The organism is Cognatiyoonia sediminum, from assembly GCF_900129845.1.
Taxonomy (GTDB): Bacteria; Pseudomonadota; Alphaproteobacteria; order Rhodobacterales; family Rhodobacteraceae; genus Cognatiyoonia; species Cognatiyoonia sediminum.
Genome location: NZ_FQXB01000001.1, coordinates 899,779 through 917,262, shown reverse-complemented (window position 1 = coordinate 917,262; position 17,484 = coordinate 899,779). Strand labels below are relative to the sequence as shown.

Sequence of the window (17,484 nt, the reverse complement as noted above, 5' to 3'; positions counted from 1 at the left end):
GCTCGTGCAGAAAGCGTCAAATTCAAAGAGATAGGAGAGTGGGATGGCCCTCGCTATGAATGATAAAGTGCTGGTTGAAGCCTTCGGTGCAAACGAAGGAACAGCTTTGCGCATCAAACAGGCTGTCATGGTCGTTTTGGGGATCGTGGCAATTTGGATTGCAGCTAAAGTTCAGGTCTTCCTGCCCGGTAATCCTGTGCCGATCACATTGCAAACATTCGCCGTTTTGACAATCGGCGCAGCTTATGGCCCTCGCTTGGGTCTGCTGACAATCGTTGGCTATCTGGTCCTCGGTGCGATGGGCGCAAGCGTTTTTGCAGGCGAAAAGGCTGGCCTGACCTATATGATGGGTGGCACCGGCGGCTATTTGGTTGGCTACGCATTGGCCGCGCTAGCATTGGGCTATGCGGCACGTCTGGGTTGGGACCGCAACATTCTGTTGATGGCCGTAGCTATGTTCATCGGCAACGCGCTGATCTACATCCCAGGTTTGCTTTGGCTGCATCAGTTTGCATCCGGTTGGGAGCAAACGCTGCAGTGGGGCATCACACCGTTCCTGATTGGTGACGCGCTGAAGCTGGTCCTTGCGGCTTTGGTTGTGCCTGGTCTGTGGAAGCTGATCGGCGACGCACGCGCCTAAGCGAATACCTTACGGTTAAAGAAAGGCGCGACCAGTTGGTCGCGCCTTTTTTGTTGTTTGGATCGAAGTTTCTTTTCGCGCGCTAAGCCAGCGACGTTTCGACATGCGCTCCGGCTTCTAAGGTTTTGTGAACTGGACATTTGTCTGCAATCTCAAGCAGGCGCTGGCGTTGTTCGTCATCAAGTGGGCCGGTTAGCGTGATGTCACGCTTAAAGACGTCGATCCGCTCCCCGTCGATGTGGCTTTTGTTGTGGCTGATGTCGACGTGAACACCTTCCAATGGCCATTGCTTGCGACGGGCATACATGCGGATCGTCATCGAGGTACAGGCGCCCAATCCGCCGGACAAGAAACCATAAGGCGTGAGCCCGCGGTTCGTTCCGCCCACGCTGGCAGGTTCATCGGCAACTAGATGGTGCGGTCCGGATTGTACGTCTTGAAGAAATCCAGCAGCATCCGCTTCTGTCACTCGGAGAATTCCTTCCGGGACGTCCGGTTGTGCAGGGATTTCTTCCATCGGAATGTAGCGTGTTGCCCAGGTCGCTATCGTGTCGGCAGCATATTCTGCATCCTTCGAATCCGAGACGAGGTGGTCCGCGCTGTCCAAGGTCACAAAGCTTTTCGGGTGTTTTGCGGAAAGGAAAATCTGGCTTGCGTTTTCGATGCCTACGGTTTGGTCTAGGGGCGCGTGAAGGACGAGCAGAGCTGCGTTGAGGTTTGCCACACAGGACTCAATACTAGTCTCTGCGACATCTTCGACGAAGTCCTTTCCGATAGTCAGTGGGCGACCGCCCAAGGTAACTTCAGCGGAGCCATCTTCCAAAATCTTTGGGATCGCATCGGAGAAGTTATGCGCGACATGGCCCGGATCAGCGGGCGCACCGATAGTCACAACGCCTTTGATGGTGTCCAACTGTGAGGCAGCTTTTAAGACCGCCGCTCCGCCGAGAGAGTGACCGACAAGCAGGCTTGGCTGGAGCCCACGTTCTACCAATGCATCATGGGCTGCACGAAGGTCCTGGACGTTGGAGCTAAAGCTTGTGTTCTCAAACGCGCCACCGGATTGACCGATCCCTGTGAAATCGAAACGCAACACCGCAAATCCCATTGAGGCGAGGCGGGCGGCGATACGACGGGCGGCAGAGATGTCTTTTGAGCAGGTAAAGCAATGCGCAAAGATCGCCGTTGCGACATGGGGGCCTTCGGGCATTTCAAGTCGGGCGGCGAGCATGTCTCCAGCATGTCCGGGGAATGTGAAACGTTCTGTAGGCATGACGATCTCCTTTGTTGCGCCCAAGGTGAGGGCAGGGAACCGTCAATGCAACGAAAGTGTCAGGCTGTCACGTGAGAGTGAATTTAGTTTCCAGTTAGGGCCGGATCGAAGGGATACTTCGTCAGGTTTTCATAGCCGTCTTCTGTAATGAGAACCTGATCTTCCAGTTTGATTGAGAAATCGCCGCCTTCGGGACTAACAAGTGCTTCGACGCAAAGCGTCATGCCCGCTTCGAGAGGGTAGTCGAACCGATGTGAATCATCGTGGTCTGGATACCCCACGTGAGGCCATTCATCACACAGGCCAACGCCGTGCATCATGCAAGAATACTTTTGTTTTTGGTATTGGCTGTCCAGCTTGTGGCCGTTTGCCACCAACTCTGGGATTGTCACACCCGGCTTTAACATTTCCATATTTGTCTGAATATGCTCGATCCCATGGTTCATGGCATCGATCATGTCCTGACGCGGATTCTTGTCGCCAATCCACCATGTCCGACTGATGTCGATACAGATGCCGTAAGCGCCTACAAGATCAGTGTCAAAAGCAACGATTTCGTTGTTTTGAATTATACGTGGCCCACATTCTTGGAACCACGGGTTGGTGCGAGGGCCAGTTGCCAGCAGCCGCGTTTCGATCCATTCTCCGCCGCGTTTGATATTCTCTGCATGTAGGACAGCCCAAACATCGTCCTCGCTTACGTTGCCATTCGGAATGTTGTCTCGGGCGAAGGCCTCCATTGCGTAACAAGCGTCTTCGCACGCCAAGCTCGCGCACCTCATCGCTTTAATCTCATCAGGGCCCTTTATCGCACGCGCCTTTTCGGTGACTTCTTCGCCATCCATGAGTTCAAAGCCCCGTGCTTCGAGTGCCTTGGCCCCTCGAAGCATGATCTTATCAACAGCAAGCCGCGTATTGCCACCAGCGTGGGCCCGCATGATTTCGGTTACCTGAACGGAGAATGCATCTGCGTTTTCGTCAATGCCGTCACCAACGCTGAAATAGAACATCGACGCGCCGGAGAGGCGCTCTTTGACCAGATTATTAAATTCTGAAAGGAACGGCGCATTCTTATAGTCCCAAAGAACCATGTGCCCATCAGCACAAACCAAACAGGCCCGAAAGGGGTTATGCGTGTTCCAAAGCTGCATATTCGTGCTGTCGGTCGCGTAGCGAATGTTGAGCGGGTCAAACATAAGCACGCCGCCATAGTCGCGTTCATTTAGCCGATCGACCAATCTCTTATGGCGAAAAGCGCGCATCGTGGGGAGGTCAGGCAGCTCCAATCCTGCCGCAGCCCATTCGCTGAACGCCAATTGGGTTGGGCCGATTTCCATCCGGTCCTGATCATTGGGTGAACCGTCAGCAAGTGTTGCGCCACGTGATGGGTCTATCTTACGGGTGTCGCGGTAGTGCTGGTTCATCAGGCTGGCCTCCCTCTAGCACTATTAGCTTGGAGGTCTGAACCCTGTTTGGTCTGGTGGATTTGCGACGAATCCTATGTCTATTTGCGGCCAAAACGCGAAAGAGGCGCCCAAATTGACGCCTCTTTGCAAGATTTCAAAGTGAATTAGCAGCTGTAGTAGAGCTTGTATTCCACAGGGTGCGGGCAGTGCTCGTATTCGTACACTTCTTCCCACTTAAGCTCCATGTAGCCTTCCAACTGATCTTTGGTGAACACGCCACCTTCGAGCAGGAAGTCGTGATCTGCTTCCAGTGCCTCAAGGGCTTCGCGGAGGGAGCCACAAACAGTTGGGATTTCAGCCAATTCTTCTGGTGGCAGATCGTAGAGGTCTTTGTCGGAAGACGCACCTGGGTCGATCTTGTTTTTGATGCCGTCAAGGCCAGCCATCATCAGAGCGGAGAAGCAGAGGTATGGGTTCGCAGATGGATCTGGGAAACGTGCCTCAACGCGCTTTGCCTTCGGTGATTCAGCCCAAGGGATACGAACACAGCCAGAACGGTTGCGTGCGGAGTAGGCACGCAGAACTGGGGCTTCAAAGCCTGGGATCAGGCGCTTGTAAGAGTTCGTGGACGGGTTGGTGATCGCGTTCAGTGCTTTCGCGTGCTTCAAAACACCGCCGATGAAGTACAGAGCTTCTTGTGACAGGTCAGCGTATTTGTCGCCTGCGAACAATGGCTTACCATCTTTCCAGATGGACATGTTCACGTGCATACCTGTGCCGTTGTCACCAGCAATTGGCTTTGGCATGAAGGTTGCGGATTTGCCGTAAGCCTGAGCCGTGTTGTGGATTACGTACTTGTATTTCTGCAGTTCGTCCGCCTGGTGTGTCAGCGTGCCGAAGATCAGGCCAAGCTCATGCTGGCAAGACGCCACTTCGTGGTGATGCTTGTCAACTTTCATGCCCATGCGCTTCATGGTGGAAAGCATTTCGCCACGCATGTCTTGTGCATCGTCTGTTGGTGGCACTGGGAAGTAGCCGCCTTTGACACCAGGGCGGTGGCCCATGTTGCCCATTTCATATTCAGTATCCGTGTTCCAAGCGCCGTCGATCGCGTCGACTTGGTAGGACACTTTGTTCATCGCGACAGAGTAGCGAACGTCATCAAAAATGAAGAATTCAGCTTCTGGACCGAAGTATGCCGCGTCACCGATGCCGGAGGACTTCAGATAAGCTTCAGCGCGCTGCGCAGTGGAACGTGGGCAACGCTCGTAGCTTTCACCTGTGTCAGGTTCGACGACGGAGCAGTGAACGCAGACAGTTTTTTCGGCGTAGAAAGGGTCAAGATAACCGGTGGATGCGTCTGGCATCAGCTTCATGTCCGACTGGTCAATCGATTTCCAGCCAGCGATGGAAGACCCATCAAACATGAAGCCTTCTTCAAGGAAGTCTTCGTCGACGAGGTCGGCAACAACTGTCACGTGCTGCAGTTTGCCGCGCGGGTCTGTGAAGCGGATATCGACGTAGGCTACGTCTTCATCCTTTATAAGTTTAAGAAGGGCTTTGTTGTCCATTCTTTGATTTCCTCTAGCAGATTGTAAGGGATTTAAAGCGCGTCTTCGCCGGATTCACCGGTACGAATACGAATGGCTTGTTCGATGGGGGAGACGAAGATCTTACCGTCACCAATTTTGTCGGTTTTTGCAGATTCGATAATCGCCTGAACCGCGGCATCGACTTGGTCGTCGGCAAGAACGACTTCGATTTTGACTTTAGGCAGAAAATCGACGACATATTCGGCGCCGCGATAAAGTTCGGTGTGGCCTTTCTGCCGTCCAAAACCTTTAACTTCAACGACGCTGAGACCTTGGACGCCGACATCTTGCAGCGCTTCTTTTACTTCATCCAATTTGAAGGGCTTAATAATCGCTTCGATCTTTTTCACGCCCGCGACTCCTATGTTGCAGTTTGGATTCCTCAGATCATCTTTGACGGGAAGAGCCAATTCAGCCCTCCAAATCGCGGGCTCATAGGTGGATTTGAGTATCCTAATGACTGCCGTTTGAGCAATTTGCTCAAAAAGTAGTCAGTGTGAAAACATCTGCGTTTCTGGTGATAGGGCCTCTTCCTATAACTAAGTTTGTCGTGCTTTTCTTTGTGACGTGCCGCTTTGTCAGATCAGCAAAACGAAAAATGCCGCCCATTAGGGCGGCATTCTCTCGAAGGGCGGAAGTTTTGAGGCCTCCTCCGAAAATCTTCCAATTTTCGGTTTACAAATTCTTCAGCGTTTTGGCTTGCACCTCATAGTGGGGTCGACCCAACGCACTGGATTGTTTTGACGATTAATTGAGGCGAAATTGTGCCGAAGGTTTGCTTATTTCGCGATGGCATTTTGCGCTCGCTTCTCTTGTCGGGCTTTGTTAGATACCGCCAGAATCAACTTCGGTTGACGGTTGCGGGTGTGGCGAAATTGGTAGACGCACCAGATTTAGGTTCTGGCGCCGCGAGGCGTGGGGGTTCAAGTCCCTCCACCCGCACCACAATGATCATAAACCATAAATCAAAGTCTTTGTGCGACTATCGCTAGGTCGATGATCAGCGTTCCAGTAATTCTGCCAATTGGGCAGCTGCTTCACGCAAGGGTGCTAAGACCATAACTAGGTCGTTTATCGTCTTGCGTTGCTCCGGTGCATGGATGGAAAGGGTTGAAAGCAGTCGCCCGCGGCTATCTAGAACAGGGACGGCAAGGGCTGTCATACCTTCCATGAACTCTTCGTCATCCGTCGCGTATCCTCGAGCTCGAATGCCTTCGAGTTCAAGCTTAAGCAAATCAGGATTGGTGATCGTCTTGTCCGTTAATTTGTCCATACGGTGGTTCTTGAGAAACCGCATGAGATAATCGGACCTCATTGACGAGAGATACATTTTGCCGCTGGCAGTGCAGTGGAATGGCACTTCTGTCCCGATGGGGAGTTGGATTCTAAGGGGCCAATGTGTCTCAACCCGATCTAGATAGAACATTCCTTCTCGTTCAGGGATCGCGAGGTTGCAGGTTTCTTCGACCTGAACGGCGAGCGCTTTGAGAATTGCAACCCTAACAGTGCGGATACGCTCTGATGATATCGTATCTATAGCGAGACGCCGCGCCCTTGGCCCTGGGCTATAAGATCGACCATCGACATCTCTTTGCAAGAATCCTTCCGCTTCAGCGGTGGCAAAGAGCCGGTGAAGGGACGGTTTAGGAAGACATAAGACCTCATTTACCTTGGTTGGCGTGACGGGAGCCCCAGCCTTCGCGACCTCTTCCACCAGCACAAGTAGCCTGAGGTTGGTCGGGATTTGTCCGGGGCTCTCAAAACTATCGTCCGCCATGACTCACTTCTATATCAAGGTAGCAAAGCCAATGCCGTTGCTGGCACCAACGCCACTAGGAACCATATCGCGAGAAGCGACACAAGATAGATTGAGGAATAGCGCAACAACCTAAAGTACGGCACTCCCGTCACACCTGAGGCCACGTATAGGTTTAGCCCGTAGGGTGGCGTGATAAAGCCGATGGAAGCACCGACGAGGAAGATCACTGAGAAGTGGACAGGATCAACGCCGACGTTCGCCGCAATGGGTGCAAGGATCGGGGCAAGGATGATCGTCACTGGGAGAGATTCCAAGATCATGCCTGCCACAAAAACCATAGCCATTGCCGTGAACAGAACTGGGTAGTAGCCACCCATTGAATTCACAAAGGTCCCGATGGTTTCTTGCGCGCCGAGCAGCGACAGGATTTGCTGCATCACAACGGATACGGCGATGAGCGGCGCCAATATACCGGTGATCTGCGCAGACCGCACAACGATCGACGGTATCTCGCGAAGCGTGAAACCATCGACGACCAATTGGGCTGCAAATGTCTTTTCATCCACAGGAACGTCAGATTTCACACCCATGGTGCGGCTGGCAAAATGACTGAGCATGCCGACGATGATACAGAAACCAACGGTCACACCAGCGGCCTCGGTTGGTGAGAACTTGCCGGTGTAGATACCCCAGAGCACCAGACCAATTGCGAAGAAACCGAGCCAAGCACCAATGCCGGTCATGATCACGCGCTTCATAGACAGATTGATCAAGAAGCCCCAACCGTTAATGGAGCAAACGATGAAACAGGCGACCATCATAGCCAGAACCATCAAGGTACCCGGGATGATGCCCGCGATAAACAGGTCAGAAATCGGCAGGTTCATCAGGAAGCCATAGACGATAAAGATAATCGATGGCGGGATGATGATCCCGACACAACCACCCGCCGCGGCCGTCGCAGCGGAGAAACGTTCATCATAGCCGCCTTTAACCATCTCAGGGTGCAACATTGAACCAATGGTCGCAGTCGTTGCCGAGTTTGATCCGGAGATCGCAGCGAAGAGACCACAGGCACCGAGCGACGCCATCGCTAAGCCGCCACGGATCCAACCGAGACAGGCATAGGCAAAGTCCGACAATCGCTTTGCAATACCTGACTTGTTGATCAAGTCACCTGTCAAGATGAATAGAGGCATGGCCATCAAGGCGAAGCCGTCTTTGAATACGTTCAGCAGCTCGGCGCCGGTATTGTCCAGCGTCAAATCCAGCACAAAGCTGCACCCAACGACCCAGTAAAAGATGATGAGAAGAACAGGCGTGCCCATCATGAATAGAAAGGTCACCCCAAGCGAGATAATCGTAATCCAAGTTGCATCGGTCATCTTACGTGTCCCCTCCGATGACAGCTTGCTCAATCATTGGAGCGCCGCTGCGATATTTGCCGAGATCCTCGATCATGTTTTCGATGGCGCGGGTGGCCAAAAGGATGAAGCACAACGGCATCGTGAACATGAACCACCAGCGCATGATGTCATCCGTGCCAAGGACGATGGCAAAATTGTCGTATGTATTGACTGTCGCCCGGGCTGTCGTCGTTACGACGATGATGCAGAAGATCAGCCATAGGACGTTGTCAAAGGTGAGCCAAAACATCTGACCTTTGGGTTTCATCTTAGTGCGGAATTCAGAAAAGCTGAGGTGCGTCCGGAGGCGAACATTTAGGACAGCTCCGTACCACGCCATGATCATAAAGAGCAGGGGTGGTATGGTTGTTGACCAAGGAACCTGTGCGTTGAAGCCAAATCGCTGGATCACGCCAATGAAAATAATCGCGGCCATCACAATGTAGGAATAAACCACGATGGTCCGTTCCGGTGTTCGTTCAAAAAGGACCAAGATGACAGGGACACCGATTAGGATAACCCTTTGATAGCCGCCGGTGATCGTCTCTAGCCAGCTGCCAAAGGGATCCCAGAAGGCGGCGACAAGGGCAATTGTTAGGAAGAGAGCAATGATCGGATGAGTAAAACTCGTTGTGGGTTTGCCTCGCCGCTCTTCTAGTCTTTCAGCAAGACGTTCGCGGTAATAAAGGATGACCGCGCCGATGAGTGTGAGCGGCGCAAATACCAGCCACGCCCCATTGGAGCGGTAAGCTTGCACAACTTTGAAGTTGATATCGCCGCTTAACGTCGCGTTGACGATGGTCGCGGCATCCGACCAGATAGACATCTGGCTCCCCCCTGTATTGTTTTTATTCCAGCACTATGCGGTGGAAGTGCTTTTTAGAAAAGGGCCGGCCCGAACTCCTCTTTCGGATCGGCCCATTTTTAGACTTTAGGAAAGGGCTAAATCAGCCTTTCCACCAGCGACGTGGCTCAACGTTCTCTGGCAAAGTATTCGCATCAATTGTGCGAACTTCGTCGTAGATTTCCTGGTAGGTGTCAGCGCCACCTTGCCAGCCGTTGATGCGCTCACGCCATTCTTCCCAGAGCTGTGGCTGGAATTCTGGTGAACACATTTCTTCAGCCTTACGAATCTCTTCTGGGGACAAGAATGCGTTGCGCACGTTGTTCTCAGCAAAGATTGTACCTGGAAGCTGTGGATCAGACTGACCAACTGTTTTCACAAGAGCTGCTTCGTTTGCAGCCTGAACGTGAGTTTGTGCCCAGTAAGATGATTCCATCACCGCGTCTTGTAGATCGCCGCCAAGGCTATCGAAGACTGAAGCAGACATCGCCGTGTGCTCAGTACCGCAGAAGAAGTTCAAGTGAACCGACTGGGATACGACTGGAGACATGTTTGCGTATGCCACAGCAGATGCCCACGTTTCAGCGCCGTCGATCAGACCTTGCTTCAGACCGTCGAGCGTTTCTTCCCATGCAACTGGAACTGGGTTCAGGTTCAAAGCTGTCATCGCGATACGACCCAGCTGAGTACCTGTTACGCGGTTCTTCGTGCCGAAGAGCTGCTCAACAGATGTCACCGTTTCCTTGTCTTCCCATGCCAGACCCAACTGGATGCCGCGAAGTTCTGCGTGTGAGAATAGGAACTTGAGGCCGTGGCGGCGCTCATACGGTTCGCGCAGCAGAGCCATAGACTTCGGAGAGTAAAGGAAGTGGTACTGGTCTGCGCGGTTCCGGAACATATACGCGTAGTCCAGAACGTTCAGGTAGGGCGCACCACCTGCAGAGTTCTGTGTAGATGCTGCGTAAATGTCGACAATGCCCTGTTGCGTTTTCTCAACACAAGACACCTGGCCACAGATTTGGTTGTCACCGATGAACTCAACCCGAATCTCACCATCAGTCCGTGCCTCGAGGTCACGGGCGAATTCAAGCGCACCAGCGCGCTCGATAAGAAGGTTGCGGGCATTGAAGCCAGCGGCACCAAATTTCAGGGTGAAACGTGCTTCTTTTGAGAAGCGCCGCTCGTAGGTGGATTCGGCCGCGGACGCCAAGTTTGCAACGCTCATTGCGCCACCAAAGGTGCCTGCCGCCAGTAGTGTTGAGCTTAGCCCGTATTGACCAGCGATCTTGAATAGATCGCGGCGCGAGATCCCGCTTAACTTATCTCCAACTTTCATGATTTCCTCCCATGTTGTCGATTATTGAGACTATTCGTTTCAAAAAAGACTAGTATAGTATAACAGTTCTGCATAGTGTTTTCTGAGCTTAACCGAGGAATAAGACATTGGAAGCCGATTTTATTGTTGTTGGAGCTGGTTCTGCGGGCTGTGTTTTAGCGAACCGGTTAAGTCAGAACCCACAGAATCGTGTGGTGCTACTAGAAGCTGGTGGGCGCGATACGAACCCTTGGATTCACATTCCTGTCGGCTATTTCAAAACAATCCACAATCCGAAGGTCGACTGGTGCTACAAAACAGAACCAGATCCTGGGCTGAATGGCAGGTCAATTGAGTGGCCGCGCGGTAAAGTCCTCGGTGGGTCCTCATCTCTAAACGGACTTCTCTACGTGCGTGGCCAACCGGAGGATTATGACCGCTGGCGACAGATGGGGAACATCGGATGGGCTTGGGACGATGTCTTGCCACTGTTCAAACGCGCTGAAAACAATGAACGCGGTGCAGATCCCTTTCACGGCAACGAAGGACCGCTATCGGTTTCCAATATGCGTATTCAAAGGCCTATTACCGACGCTTGGGTTGCAGCGGCACAGGCCGCGGGCTACCCGTTCAATCCGGACTACAATGGAGAGGAACAAGAAGGCGTTGGTTTCTTTCAGCTTACCGCGAAGAACGGTCGCCGTTGCAGTGCCGCTGTGGCGTACCTCAACCCAGTTAAGTCACGGGAAAACCTCGAAATAATCACCCACGCTCAAGTCGATAAAGTTGTGATTTCAGAAGGCAGAGCGACAGGGGTTGTCTATTCGGATCGATCCGGAAACCAAAAGACAGTGACGGCAAGAAAAGACATCATTTTGTCTGGTGGTTCGATAAATACGCCTCAGATCCTAATGCTGTCCGGCATCGGTGAAGCGCCGCAATTGGCCGAGAACGGCATCGACGTGGTTAAGGATTTGCCGGGCGTGGGAAAGAACTTGCAGGACCACCTGCAAGCGCGGCTTGTCTACAAATGCAATGAGCCGACGCTAAACGACGAGGTAAGCTCACTCTACGGGCAGGCTCGGATTGGGTTGAAATATCTGATGTTCAGATCAGGCCCTATGACAATGGCTGCGAGTCTTGCTACGGGTTTCATGAAAACGCGACCAGAAGTCGCGACACCTGACATTCAGTTTCATGTTCAGCCTCTGTCCGCAGAGAACCCGGGCAAAGGTGCAGACAAATTCTCAGCCTTCACGATGTCGGTTTGCCAACTTCGACCCGAGAGCAAAGGTGAGATCAGGCTACGCGGCAATAATCCCCGCGAGTACCCGAAGATCATCCCAAACTATCTGTCCACTGAAACAGACTGTCAGACCATTGTTGAAGGCGTCAAAATCGCAAGAAAAATTGCGCGGCATGCGCCACTAACCAGCAAAATCAGTGAAGAGTATCGACCCAATGATACGCTTGAGATGGATGATTATGAAGGCACGCTGGATTGGGCTCGGAACAACACTGCCTCAATTTATCATCCGACGGGCACCTGTAAAATGGGCACGGGAAAAGATGCAGTCGTAGATGCACGGCTCAAGGTGCACGGCATTGAAGGGCTTCGTGTTGCTGACTGTTCAATTATGCCAGAAATTGTGTCCGGAAACACAAACGCTCCTGCGATTATGATTGGAGAGAAGGCGTCAGATCTGGTCTTGGAAGATCTTTGATTGGCGTGATGTCTAGCTCCTAAATTCGGTGATGACGGCGGTTCCAGGTGAGGTTGGTCCGCCCATCGCCCGGAGTTCGGCGCTAGCGTCTTCCAGGCGAACTTCGCGCGCCACCATTGGGCTAATGTCCACACTTCCGCGCTCAATCAGATCAAGAAGGCGAGGGTACTTCCAAGACGGCATGCCCCTAGTTCCAAAGAAGGACAACTGCTTCATATAAATGGCACGCATGTTCACATCCATTCGGCCGTCGCCGGACGGCATTCCAATTTGAACATGCCGACCCAAAGTCGCAAGGCATTCAATTGATGCATTCGTTGTTTGCTGAATGCCTAGGGCTTCGATTGAGACCTGCGCGCCGCCGTTCGTGATATCGAGAATAGCTGTGACTGCGTCTTCCCTGGCTGCGTTGACGGTTGCATCCGCACCATGTTCTTTCGCGTGTTGTAGCTTCTCGTCCACGACATCTACGACGACAACCTGACATCCCAACATCTTGGCAAGCAGGAGAACTGACAGCCCGATACCGCCCGTTCCATGCACCGCAACCCAATCTCCTGCCTGAGCATGCGCTCGATCTGTGAGGGCATGCCAAGCTGTGGTGACGCGACATCCTAAACCAGCCGCAAGAGCGGGCGACAAACTGTCTGGCAGGGTAACGAGGTTATGGTCGTAAGGAGCGGCAACGAATTCTGCATAGGCTCCTGGCGTCCCGAACCCCGGTACAATTTGGTCAGCGCAAGTGTTCGAAACACCGGTTTGGCATGCTGGACAACTGCCGCAAGACAAAATGAAAGGGGCAATTAAACGTTCGCCGACCTTGCGAACGGCGTTTGGGCCAGCCTCCACCACTGTCCCACAATATTCGTGACCAAGAATGGAACCATTTTTTACTTTTGGATGGCCGCCTGTCCATCCATGATAGTCTGACCGACACACGCCACAGGCTTCCACCTTGAGCACCACACCGTTGTCGGGACAAATCGGGTCAGGAACAGTTTCGATGGATAAGTCTTGGTTAAAGTCTCGAACTACAGCTGCGCGCATGGACTTTCTCCTCGTTAGACCGGTCGTTCGCCCTTGACCGTGACGCGCCGACCCTTGCGTTCCGCTGGCCAGTAGTCCCAAATCGCCCGATGCATGCAACACCGATTATCCCAAAAGGCCATGTCATTGAGCGACCACCGATAACGAATTTGATAATCGATATGTTCTGCGTGCTGGAACAACATCTCAAGAATTGCGTCGCTTTCAGAGTCAGACAGCCCATTGATTTTGGTCGTGAATGTCCGGTTTACAAAAAGTGACTTTCTCCCCGTATCAGGATGCGTTCTGACAATGGGGTGAGTGGCTTCTGGACAGTCGATATCTTTGTCATTTCGTCCGCGGTCACTGTAGCGACCTTTGTAAATATGCTCAGAACTGTGCAGCGCTGTGAGACCGTCCAGCATCTTTTTAATTGGTTCCGACAAGTCGTCATAGGCGGCGTAACTGTCGCTAAACATTGTGTCGCCACCACAAGGAGGAAGAATATGCATTTGAAGCATTGTACCAAGCGGAGGTGTTTCATCGCACGACACATCCGAATGCCAGAACTCTCCATTTGCGACTTTGGAATCTTTGGTTGCATGGATCTCAAAAATTTCAGGAAAGCCCGCCATGGTCGGAGCAGCCGGATGCGCATGAAGTGGCCCAAATCGCTTGCCAAAGTCGATGTGTTGCTGTGGGGGGATTTCCTTTTGCTCTTTGAAAAAGAGCACCTGATAAGTGTGAAACGCCGCTTCTACCTCCGCAAACTGTTCATCTGAGATAGGTTCGCTCAGGTCGACACCATAAATTTCCGCGCCCAAATTTGGGGCAAATGGCACTGCAGAAATGGTGTTGTAGTCGTTTGATTTTGGCTGGACCATTTTGGGTCTCCGTTGACTGTGTATTTTGAACAGAGCGTTACCATCAAAAAATTTTTCGTAAAAACGAAAAAATATTGACCTTAAGTCAAATTTTTTTCACCTATTATATTGTCGACCAAAGGGGAAAGTTTTGAGCATTCGTGCCCTTCGAACACTCGTGGCTGTTAGCCAAAATGGAAGCTTCCGCGCTGCGGCGGAAGCTGAAAACCTGACGCCTTCAGCCGTAAGTCACCAAATGAAAGGTCTCGAAGACCAACTTGGCGTCGAGCTCTTCGATCGCTCTGCGAAATCGGCTGTGCTGAATTCACAAGGACACTTACTCGCCACCCGTGCTGAGAGGATGGTCAATGACTACGACAACCTTGCGATGGAGATTTCTCCTCAAGGTCAGCTCGCAGGCGAACTTGCCCTTGGCGCCGTCCCCACAACACTGACTGATATTGTGCCCAAAGCTCTCGCAGACCTTCGCGTTCTGTATCCTGCACTAAAAATTCGACTGGTCCCCGGATTGACGAATGATCTTTTGATGCAGCTCGAGCGTGGCCAAATACAAGCAGCCGTCATTTCCAAACCTGATGTTTTGCCCGCGAAGCTAAAATTTTCGAATATTGCAGTCGAAGAAATGATGCTTTTGACATCGACCTTAGAAGAGGCGCTTGATCCAATCGACCTCCTTCAATCACGGCCATTTATTCGTTTCTCGCGCGATGCTGTCGTGGGCAAGACGATAGAGGCATGGCTTCAAGAACATCAAATCCATGTTTCTGAAGTGATGGAGTTGGAGGGGCTCGAGGCCATCACAAGCATGGTTGCCAATGGAATTGGCGTGTCGATTGTTCCTTGGAACCGGAAAGCCCAAAAAATCGACAAAAGACTACGATGGGCACCACTCGGCGACAAAGGACCTAGAAGGATCGTCGGTCTGGCAAGCCGACCTTCATCGACTACCGGGCAACTGCACGATGTTTTGCATTCAGCCTTAGAACAGTCGTTTCAATGGGGGGGCTCGCATGATGTTTAGCCACAGCCAAGGTGGTCTAGGTGCCTTGCAAGCGGCGGCTGATGAGGTTTTTTGATCAGTTTGTGCAGCCAAAATCACGAGACCATCCGTGACTGATCTAACCCTGTCTCGCCCAGATAGTCGCAACGCACCAACGGCGCCAGATTCTATCTATTCCCTTTATGATGCATTTCTAAGGTTTGAATTGGGAGCATAATCTTTAAGAATTGTTTCCAAAGGCTTGGGGCGGGATAGTGCGTAGCCTTGGAGGCTTTCAAAGCCGAGTGCGCTGAGGCTTTCGACGTGATTTTTTGTTTCTACGCCTTCTGCAATGAGCCCAACACCAAGCGCACGCCCTAAAGCGACAACGGCTTCCATTAGCGATTTTTGATCGTCTTCCTCTGCGAATGCATTCACGATTTCCCGCGCAACTTTTAACCGGGAAGGTTGTAGCGCCAAGACGCCAGAAATGGACGCGTGGCCGGTTCCGAAATCGTCAATTTCAAGCTCAATTCCCATCTCATGGATTCCCGTGATATTTCTTTTTTGAATGTCCGACAGCTCATCCAAGCAGACGGTTTCCAGCACTTCAAAGACCAACCGCGAACGAGGAATTTGAAGGGACCGTAGCTTTTCGAGAAATTTGGGCGAACGCAGCCAAGTGGATGAAATGTTAACGGCCATCTTTGGAATTATCAGTCCACTGTGATCGGTAAGTTTTAGATCTGCTAAGGCTTGCTCCAACACTTGCATGTCGATCTGGTCTGCCAGGTTCATTTCCTCAGCGAGGTCAATAAATTCAGAGGGCGGGAGGATTCCATGTTTAGGATGTTGCCATCTCACGAGCGCTTCAAGCCCTCTGATTTCCTGTCCGGTGGCGTCGAACTGTGGCTGATAATAGGAAATGAATTGCCTTTTTTCTATGGCTTCTAAGAGGTCGTCGGCGACAGATTTGCGGTTTTCGACATCCTTTCTCATGTCACTATGGAAAATGGCGTATTGCCCTTTACCAGCCCTTTTTGCTGCGTAGAGCGCGATATCTGAATCCATAAGGATGCGTTCTGGTGTGAATTGATCGACCTCATCTCCTCGGCGACTGCGTGCAATCCCAATGCTGGCTCCAATCCGGCAGATTTCGTCGTCAAAGGTTACAGGCTCTTTTACCTGAGCGATGACCTTTTGCGCGATTTCCACGTCCCGGCCTTCGCGGCTGTTGTTCTCAAGGACAATCACGAATTCATCTCCGCCTATACGGCCAACGAATTCTTTTTCATTTGCGCATGCCTCTAATAGATCAGAGACATGTTGCAACACATGATCACCAGCCGCGTGCCCAAGGGTGTCATTGATGGTCTTAAACCCATCCAAGTCGATATGAAGTACCGTGACGGTGTCATCCTGTCGGCGAGCTCTCCTAAAGCGATCTCGTAGGACTTCATCAAGATTTCGGCGATTGCCCACCCCGGTCAGGCTGTCATGCATCGCGTTAAATTCTGCGTTGGTTTTGGCTTCTTCAATGCGGCCAATCAATTCGTTCAAAGGTTTTCCGATAATCACCCGAAAGGCGAGGTAGTTGGTGAGGAGGGCCACCATGAGGCCAAACACCAAAATCATCATCGAAAGTTCGCGTTGTCTTTGACGCGCAGCGGCAACTTCGGCGTCGGTCCATCGTACGAAGAGGTCCGCATCCTGATCAAACCAGACCGGAACGGTCGTATCCTTATCTGCCGCGCTCGATTGGCATCCTAAACCTACTGGCACCTCAATGAGTGCGTCCGTTGTTGCCGGGTCGCGCAGTTCTGCGCACCTAATCGCGGGATCAGACATCAAAGTCAGCATGATTTGTTCTGCTGACAACGCCTTTAGGGCGTCTTCCGCTTGAAGCTCATCTGAAATTCGTTCGAGGCCGCCAGCGATACGTGCACTGAGATTGCCAATACGCAAAGAAACGCGTTGCTCAACATCCGACACCACGTGCTTGGACAGAACATGCAATCCGATCAAGGCGCAGATCAGAAAAGTTGGGATCAACCACGCTGATAGGCGCAGATATAGGTTAAGAACGCGCGATGGGACCACGCTTGAAACTGACATTGGGTTCAGTATTGGGCGACCAGACCGGCGCCTACCAGTTCTTTGAGATCGGAACGATTGTCGATTTCTGTGCGAATGACTTTATAGCCTCGATCCGTTTCGGCCATGTAGTAGTCCACGTCAAATTGACCACCTTCGGCATCCACAAGATCTGCGCGGACAATGAAGTATTCATCACTTGCCATAATCATTGGGTGCGCTGTGGTCGGGTAGAGCTCCATCAAATCCCCGGACTCTAAGTCGACATGGAGCACGACCCCCTCTATCAGGTTGCGATCGACGTGGCGTTGCATAGCGACCTGTAGTTCGGTTCGAACTGTGACCCGATCCTCATCGGCTGCACTGGTTGGAGAAGACAGTGCAAGAACCGTTGCAATGCTGAGGGCGCTGATCGCGGAAAACTTTTTGATGCACATTGAGAAACCCTTTCGCTTGAATGTCTCAATGTTGCTATTCCGTCGTCGCTTAATCGCTGCTTAAGTGAGGGTAGGGCGATTGTGTCAAATGCAATCTATTAACCA

15 protein-coding genes and 1 tRNA gene are annotated in these 17,484 nt (G+C 52.0%); 4 read left to right on the top strand and 12 right to left on the bottom strand.

Going from position 1 to position 17,484, the window contains the following annotated elements; translation table 11 throughout:
• The first annotated feature begins 43 nt into the window (after positions 1 to 43).
• Positions 44 to 640, top strand: coding sequence for a biotin transporter BioY (locus tag BUA85_RS04580; protein WP_072899652.1), 597 nt, complete (start codon positions 44 to 46; stop codon positions 638 to 640).
• A gap of 82 nt (positions 641 to 722) precedes the next feature.
• Here BUA85_RS04580 and BUA85_RS04575 read toward each other — a convergent pair whose 3' ends face one another.
• From BUA85_RS04575 to BUA85_RS04560, 4 genes are all read right to left on the bottom strand, one after another.
• Positions 723 to 1,913 (bottom strand): bifunctional alpha/beta hydrolase/OsmC family protein, encoded by a 1,191-nt coding sequence (locus BUA85_RS04575; protein ID WP_072900418.1) that lies wholly within the window; start codon positions 1,911 to 1,913, stop codon positions 723 to 725.
• 83 nt (positions 1,914 to 1,996) lie between these two features.
• A complete protein-coding gene (dddP, locus tag BUA85_RS04570; RefSeq protein ID WP_072899650.1) occupies positions 1,997 to 3,337 on the bottom strand; it encodes a dimethylsulfonioproprionate lyase DddP in 1,341 nt (446 codons plus the stop codon).
• Positions 3,338 to 3,483: 146 nt separating this feature from the next.
• Positions 3,484 to 4,890, bottom strand: a complete 1,407-nt coding sequence (glnA, locus tag BUA85_RS04565) for a type I glutamate--ammonia ligase (RefSeq protein ID WP_072899648.1) — start codon at positions 4,888 to 4,890, stop codon at positions 3,484 to 3,486.
• A 32-nt stretch (positions 4,891 to 4,922) separates the two neighbouring features.
• Positions 4,923 to 5,261, bottom strand: a complete 339-nt coding sequence (locus BUA85_RS04560; protein ID WP_072900417.1) for a P-II family nitrogen regulator — start codon at positions 5,259 to 5,261, stop codon at positions 4,923 to 4,925.
• A 510-nt stretch (positions 5,262 to 5,771) separates the two neighbouring features.
• Here BUA85_RS04560 and BUA85_RS04555 point away from each other — a divergent pair.
• Positions 5,772 to 5,856 (top strand) — tRNA-Leu (locus BUA85_RS04555).
• A gap of 55 nt (positions 5,857 to 5,911) precedes the next feature.
• Here the strand turns inward: BUA85_RS04555 and BUA85_RS04550 are convergent.
• The 4 genes from BUA85_RS04550 to BUA85_RS04535 all read right to left on the bottom strand — a co-directional run bounded on the left by BUA85_RS04550 (position 5,912) and on the right by BUA85_RS04535 (position 10,256).
• Positions 5,912 to 6,688, bottom strand: coding sequence for an IclR family transcriptional regulator (locus BUA85_RS04550; RefSeq protein ID WP_072899646.1), 777 nt, complete (start codon positions 6,686 to 6,688; stop codon positions 5,912 to 5,914).
• Positions 6,689 to 6,702: 14 nt separating this feature from the next.
• Positions 6,703 to 8,055 (bottom strand): TRAP transporter large permease, encoded by a 1,353-nt coding sequence (locus tag BUA85_RS04545; protein ID WP_072899644.1) that lies wholly within the window; start codon positions 8,053 to 8,055, stop codon positions 6,703 to 6,705.
• 1 nt (position 8,056) lies between these two features.
• Positions 8,057 to 8,902, bottom strand: coding sequence for a TRAP transporter small permease (locus tag BUA85_RS04540; RefSeq protein ID WP_072899642.1), 846 nt, complete (start codon positions 8,900 to 8,902; stop codon positions 8,057 to 8,059).
• Positions 8,903 to 9,023: 121 nt separating this feature from the next.
• Positions 9,024 to 10,256 (bottom strand): TRAP transporter substrate-binding protein, encoded by a 1,233-nt coding sequence (locus BUA85_RS04535; RefSeq protein WP_072899640.1) that lies wholly within the window; start codon positions 10,254 to 10,256, stop codon positions 9,024 to 9,026.
• Between the two features lie 107 nt (positions 10,257 to 10,363).
• Between BUA85_RS04535 and BUA85_RS04530 the strand changes: the two genes are divergently transcribed.
• Positions 10,364 to 11,959, top strand: a complete 1,596-nt coding sequence (locus tag BUA85_RS04530) for a GMC family oxidoreductase (RefSeq protein WP_072899638.1) — start codon at positions 10,364 to 10,366, stop codon at positions 11,957 to 11,959.
• A 12-nt stretch (positions 11,960 to 11,971) separates the two neighbouring features.
• Here the strand turns inward: BUA85_RS04530 and BUA85_RS04525 are convergent, their stop codons facing one another.
• Together BUA85_RS04525 and BUA85_RS04520 are read right to left on the bottom strand one after the other, a co-directional pair.
• Positions 11,972 to 13,006 (bottom strand): zinc-binding dehydrogenase, encoded by a 1,035-nt coding sequence (locus BUA85_RS04525; RefSeq protein WP_072899636.1) that lies wholly within the window; start codon positions 13,004 to 13,006, stop codon positions 11,972 to 11,974.
• Positions 13,007 to 13,020: 14 nt separating this feature from the next.
• Complete coding sequence (locus BUA85_RS04520; protein WP_072899634.1) at positions 13,021 to 13,869, bottom strand: TauD/TfdA dioxygenase family protein; 849 nt, start codon at positions 13,867 to 13,869, stop codon at positions 13,021 to 13,023.
• A gap of 130 nt (positions 13,870 to 13,999) precedes the next feature.
• On the opposite strand from BUA85_RS04520, the gene BUA85_RS04515 reads away from it, so the two are divergent.
• A complete protein-coding gene (locus tag BUA85_RS04515) occupies positions 14,000 to 14,890 on the top strand; it encodes a LysR family transcriptional regulator (protein ID WP_072899632.1) in 891 nt (296 codons plus the stop codon).
• A gap of 159 nt (positions 14,891 to 15,049) precedes the next feature.
• Here the strand turns inward: BUA85_RS04515 and BUA85_RS04510 are convergent, their stop codons facing one another.
• Together BUA85_RS04510 and BUA85_RS04505 are read right to left on the bottom strand one after the other, a co-directional pair.
• Entirely contained in the window at positions 15,050 to 16,963 is a 1,914-nt protein-coding gene (locus BUA85_RS04510) for a putative bifunctional diguanylate cyclase/phosphodiesterase (protein ID WP_072899631.1), read from the bottom strand.
• 5 nt (positions 16,964 to 16,968) lie between these two features.
• A complete protein-coding gene (locus BUA85_RS04505; RefSeq protein WP_072899629.1) occupies positions 16,969 to 17,379 on the bottom strand; it encodes a hypothetical protein in 411 nt (136 codons plus the stop codon).
• Positions 17,380 to 17,484: the final 105 nt, after the last annotated feature.